Below are 3,373 nucleotides of genomic sequence, written 5' to 3' on the forward strand. Positions count from 1 at the left end.
CGCTGCGCGCCGCGGGGCTCCTCGGGGCGACCGAGTCGCTGCCCGAGGAGCCCCGCGACCTCTCGCGCGCGCACGGCGTGTGGGCGGCGCGACTCCCGGACGGCCGTCGTGTGGTCGTCAAGTCCGCGGCGCTCACCGGCCCCGCGGGCCCGGACGACGCGGCGGGAAGTCTCGGCAGCGAGCTGTTCGTGCACCGCATGGCGCACTGGTGCCCATCGCTGCGCGACGCCCTCCCGGCGCCGACGGTCGTCGACGAGCGGGCGGGGCTGCTGATCGTGGCCGACGTCGGAGCGGGGCATCCGGCATCCCTTGCCCTCCTGGCCGACAGTCTCGGCGACGACCCGGCGTTCTTCCGCATGCTCGGCGCTCGCATCGGCGCCGTGCATCGCGCGACGGCGCGCCTGCCCCTCCCCCGCGCGACCGCGCCGCTGGTGCTCCAGGTGCTGCGCGAGCGCGCGGCAGACCCGCACCGCGGGGCCGGGGCGTCCCTGCTGGCGGCGCCCACCCGCGAGGTCGTCGCGTCGCTCTGCGCGCGGCGCGACATGCTCGCCGCCGCGGCACGCCTGCGCGCTCCTGCCGGCACGTCGCTCGTGCACCACGACCTCAAGTGGGACAACATCGCGGTGGCCCCGGGCCCGGCCCCGGTCATCGTCGACTGGGAGCTGGCCGGTGCCGGCGACCCGGCCTGGGATCTGGGATGCCTCGTCGCCGAGCACCTGCTGCGTGACGCGTCGGCCGGGGCCGAGGTGTCGGCGGCCGGCAGGGCGCTGCTGCGCGGCTACGGCGAGGCCGCGCGCGTGTCGGCACGTGCCGCGGGGCTGTTCGCCGAGCGCGTGTCGCTGGCGGCCGTGCTGCGGGTGGCCCAGTTCGCGCTCGAGGTGGCCGAGCGCGGCACCGACGGCGACCTCGAGCGGGCGCGTGCGCTCGCGGCGCGGGCCGTCGGACTGAGAGAGCACGCCGCTGATCTGACCCGGGAGGTGGGCTCATGTCTGATGCCCTGATGACCGCCGAAACCGCCGGCAGCCCCGGCAAACCCGGCACCCGCGACGCGCCCTCCGCAGGCGGCGAGCGCGTCGCCCTGGCGACGTTGCAAGAGCTCCGGCGCGCCCTGGCGCTCGTCGCGGCCTCGGACGAGGCGCGCGGACTGCGCGCGGCGCCGGCGCCCGGCGTCGAGATCGAGAGCCCGCTCGCCGAGTGGCTGTACGCGAACTGGTGGGCCGCCGCACCGGCCGACGCGCCGGTGGCCGAGGCGCGACCGCTGACCGCCGCCGACGCGTTCCCCCGCGTCGGGCTGCTCGACGCGGCTCGGCGTCGCGCGGCCGGAGCATCGCCCGACTGGATCGTGCTGGCCGTCGCCGGCGACACCGTCACGGTCGTCGCGGCGCGTCCGCCGGCGTCGGCGCCTCGCGGTCACCGCCGCGTCGACGTCCGCCGTGTCGTGGGATCGTCGCGCCCCGGGCGGCCGCCCGCGCCCGGCGATCTCGTCAGCATCTCGCGGGGCGCGTCGGGATGGGACCGCGACACGGGATGGTGGTGGGCTCACTCGGGCGACACCGTGCCCGACGGCGCGCTGGATCGCTGGTACGTTCATGCCCGGTCCCCCGAGGACTCCGCCGCGCTCCTCGCGCCCCTGATGTCGGCGTTCGACGAGGCGGGCAGCGCGTTCTCGCTCAAGTGCCTGCCGTCCGCAGCCGGCTACGGACGCCCCGACGCGTTCGTCGTCTACACCCCGCGCGTGGTGCGCGGCCGCCTCGCCACCGGGCTCCGCCGGCGCGCGCGAGAGATCGCGCCCCGGGTGGCGGCATCCGTCCCGCCCACGACCCGCCGCATCGTCCCGGGTATCGGGATGTCGGAGGATCCGTCCGACGGCACGAGTTTCGGCCAGCTGCGCACAGCCCAGGTGGCCGCGATCGCGGTCGCCACGATGACGGATGCCGCGACACCGGCGCTGCGCGTCGCGGCCGGCGCGGCGGGGATCGACCTCGCCCAGCCCTGGCGGGCCGCACCATGACCGGCGTCACGGCCGCGGACCGCGCCGCCGTCGCTCCATCGGCGCCCGCCGACCTGGCGGCCGCCGCGATCACCCTCGCCCGCCGCCTCGCCGCCGACGTCGTCCCCGACGAGACGGGCGCGCCGCACTGGATCGGCGACGAGGTGGACGTGCGGGCGGATGCCGGAGGTGCCGTGCTGCGCCGGGGACCGGTCGACGACGGGCTCCTGACCGGGCGGGCAGGCATCGCACTGGCCCTGGCGGCCGCCGCGGAGCACGTGGGGGACGACGCGCTCGCCGCCCTCGCTGCGGCGACCATGACGGCTGCGCTCGCGGCGCGACGGCGACCGGAGCGCCACGGACTCGGGTGGCAGAGCGGCGATCTGGGCATCGCCGTGGCCGCCGCCCGCGTGGCCGCGGCCATCGACCGGCCGGACCTCGACCGTGAGGGGCGTCGCCTTGCGTCGCGGGCGGTGGCCCTTCTCGCGACCGCGGACGACGGGTGGCTGCCCGGCTATCCCGACCTGCTCGACGGCTCGGCGGGCCACCTGCTCGCGGTGCTCGCCGCCGACCTGCCCGGCGCGGCCGAGGCGTACCGCACCGCGGCGGCCCGGCGCCTCGTGCGCGATCTGCGGGCGCGGGCGGTGATCGACGACGTGGGCGCGCGGTGGCCGATGGCAGCCGGGGAGCGCGCGGTCACGGGACTCGCCCACGGCTCGACGGGCATCGGGCTCGCCCTCGCGGCGGCCCGCCAGGCGGGCGTTCCCGGCGCCTCCGCGTGGCTGGTGGAGGCGGCCTGGCGGTGGGAGGACGCCTGGTACAGCGCCGACGACGACGGCTGGTACGACCTGCGGCTCGAGGAGCCGGCGGTCGGCCTCGCGTGGTGTCACGGAGCGCCGGGAATCGGGATCGGCGCTGCGCTGCGTTCGCACCTCGGCGACCGGGACGGCGAGGAGACCTACCTGCGGACGCTCCGCTCGGTCGGGACGGCGGGCGCGATGCTCGGCGACGGCGACGCGACCCTCTGCCACGGCAGGTCGGGCATCGTGGAACTGCACCTCGCGGGAGCGGAGGCGTCGTGGGGCGCCGACGCGGCGACGCGCGCGGAGCACGTGCGCGCAGCGCGGGCCGCCGCGGCCGGCATCGCAGCGGGCGTGCGCCCGGACGGGACGACGACCTGGTGCCACGGGGTGCGCGGCGGCCACTCCCCCGTCGTGCTCGACGGCACCGCGGGCGTCGTGCTGACCCTGCTGCGCTGCGTCGCCCCGGTGGCCGCGGTCGCGCAACCGCCCCTGCGCGCGGCAGCGGCGTCGCCGGCTACTGCGGTGTGAGGTCTGCGCCGCTGACCCCGGTGACGCCGGGCTGATCGCCGGCGCCGGCGCC

Annotated in this window: 3 protein-coding genes; all 3 read left to right on the top strand. The window is 78.3% G+C overall.

Annotation, left to right across the window (positions count from 1 at the left end; genetic code table 11):
• Positions 1–1,001: phosphotransferase (locus R8Z57_RS03220; RefSeq protein ID WP_318352306.1), on the top strand; the 1,001-nt coding region annotated here is incomplete at its 5' end.
• Positions 1,001–2,011 carry a T3SS effector HopA1 family protein gene (locus R8Z57_RS03225; RefSeq protein ID WP_318352307.1) on the top strand — a complete coding sequence of 337 codons (1,011 nt, stop codon included), beginning with the start codon at positions 1,001–1,003 and terminating at the stop codon, positions 2,009–2,011. The genes R8Z57_RS03220 and R8Z57_RS03225, both read left to right, overlap by 1 nt.
• The gene (locus R8Z57_RS03230; RefSeq protein WP_318352308.1) at positions 2,008–3,321 is read left to right on the top strand and encodes a lanthionine synthetase LanC family protein; all 1,314 of its coding nucleotides are present in this window, start codon (positions 2,008–2,010) and stop codon (positions 3,319–3,321) included. Before R8Z57_RS03225 ends, R8Z57_RS03230 begins: the two co-directional genes overlap by 4 nt.
• Positions 3,322–3,373 lie beyond the last annotated feature (52 nt).

Source organism: Microbacterium sp. M3 (genome assembly GCF_033548675.1).
Lineage (GTDB): Bacteria > Actinomycetota > Actinomycetes > Actinomycetales > Microbacteriaceae > Microbacterium > Microbacterium arthrosphaerae.

What these genes read in the sequence shown, in the direction of transcription:
- R8Z57_RS03225 (WP_318352307.1), top strand. Translation starts at nt 1,001, where the DNA reads ATGACCGCCGAAACCGCCGGCAGCCCCGGCAAACCCGGCACCCGCGAC.
- R8Z57_RS03230 (WP_318352308.1), top strand. Translation starts at nt 2,008, where the DNA reads ATGACCGGCGTCACGGCCGCGGACCGCGCCGCCGTCGCTCCATCGGCG.